1 protein-coding gene and 1 pseudogene are annotated in these 1,829 nt (G+C 65.7%); both read right to left on the minus strand.

The window, feature by feature from the left end; genetic code table 11:
• Nucleotides 1-549: 549 nt before the first annotated feature.
• Nucleotides 550-977: pseudogene (locus WAN71_RS20980) on the minus strand (recombinase family protein); the annotation flags it as partial.
• 138 nt (nucleotides 978-1,115) lie between these two features.
• Entirely contained in the window at nucleotides 1,116-1,529 is a 414-nt protein-coding gene (locus WAN71_RS20985) for a VOC family protein (protein ID WP_422227175.1), read from the minus strand.
• Nucleotides 1,530-1,829: the final 300 nt, after the last annotated feature.

The raw sequence follows: 1,829 nt of genomic DNA on the forward strand, positions 1-1,829 counted from the left end.
GCCGTGGACAGTCGAAGCGGATCACGCCACTCAAGTACAGAGGATCACTGATGAACCGATCGAACCCGTAGTCTGCGGACGCGGCATGAGCCGGGGCCCGCTCGTCCCACATGGCCTTGTTGATCGCTACGTAGTCGCCCATGCTCGGCAGCATCCCACCGGTCGCACTCGTTGACCCCGTGCAGGCCGCCGAGTGCGCGCGAGCGCGACGGAGGCCCCTCACCGAGCCCCCAGCCCCTTCGGATCAGAAGCACGGACGGTCGGGCGCGTCGAGGGTGGACGGGTCCGGTGCTCTCCGTCGATGTCCGCGATCAGGCTAGTGAACTCCGGCCGCCTGCACTGTCGCACCGCGGGACGTCACGGTTGTATGTCAGGGCCCCCCGCCACAGAGCTGCGTGGCGGTGTAGTCGGCGTCTGCGGCCCTGGGTGGTCGGGCGCAGGTTGCTGCGAACGATCCCGGCGGGCGGCGGTCGGGAGCACAGTCGCGGGAGATGGGATGAGCGTTTTCGCTGGGCTGACCTAGCTACCCAGCGGCCGTGACCGCGGCGGCCCCCGCAAGCGGCCCTTGGCCTTGGCGACTCTCATCCCCTCCTTGGTCCGCCGGATGAGGTCGGCCTCGAACTCCGCGACCATGGCCAGGACGTTGAACAGCAACCTGCCCACCGCATCGTGGGGGTCATACACCGACGCGCCCAAGCTGAGCCGGACATGCCGGGCGGTCAGTTCGTCGGCGATGGCCCGGGCATCTGACAGGGACCGGGCCAGCCGATCCAGCTTGGTCACCACCAGGGTGTCACGTCCCGGCACGCCGCGAGTGCTTCCCGCAGCCCCGGGCGCTCCCGGGTGGTGCCGGTTAGTCCGTGGTCGACGTAGATGCGGTTGGCCGGCACACCCAGCCCGATCAGACCGTCTCGCTGTGCGGTGAGATCCTGCTGGTCAGTAGAACAGCGCGCATAACCAATGAGAAGCGTCGCCATGGCGCACCTCCCGAGACAATGGGTCGGCCCGCTACGGCGCAGCGGTCGCCGACAGCGACTGGGGCCGCCATACCCACTTCACCCCGCGACCGCCAAGCCAAAAGTGGGGATCGGCTTTCGGGCATCTGTTCTTTCTCGCTACGGGTGCATAGAGGGCGCGAATGAGAGGCCGATGATCGCTCCCTCGCTGGACTGCAGTCGAGCGACGGTCTGTCCCCATGGCTCGGTACGTGCGTCGTGTAGCAACGTGAAGCCCTTCTCTTTCAACTCATCCGCAGCGATCTGGACGGCGACAGGGTCCTCGACCTCGAACTCGACGCTCGCCTGCGGCACCGGCCGCTCCACTGGCCAGTCAGGCGTGCCGAAGCAGGCCTGCGCCGCCTGAGTCAGCGGCCAGACCCCGAACGACTTGCAACCGTCGATGTCTTCGCTGTGCAAGTAGCCATCACCTTCCGAAGTCAGCGGCAATCCAAGCGCGTCCACGTACAACCTCCGGCTGGCGCTCGGGTCAGGAGTGATCACTGCGACGCTGGTAATGAACTGCACATCCATGACGTCCACCCTTCGTCATTGAACTTCGGCTGGCCTGCCGATCGTCGGATCCTGGTCCGACAGCGCACACAACGACAGTCTCGTAAGCCGAACGGTTAACGAACATTACTTGCGGCTGTTCAGGACCCCCTACCCCAAGTTGATCATCTTGTCCGATACGGATCCTGCACCGAGACAGCGCCGGTCATTACGGCCGTGCGGTGTGGGCGGAGATCGTGGCAGTTCACACGAGATGAAGCAGCCTCGCAAAGCAACGCGCGCGGACACCGGCATGTGCGGACGTTTGGAGCTGTCCTGACG

Source organism: Mycobacterium sp., from assembly GCF_049280035.1.
In the GTDB taxonomy this organism is placed as follows: Bacteria; Actinomycetota; Actinomycetes; order Mycobacteriales; family Mycobacteriaceae; genus Mycobacterium.

Excerpts from the sequence above, each read along its gene's own strand:
- WAN71_RS20985 (WP_422227175.1), bottom strand. The coding sequence starts at position 1,529 with ATGGATGTGCAGTTCATTACCAGCGTCGCAGTGATCACTCCTGACCCG.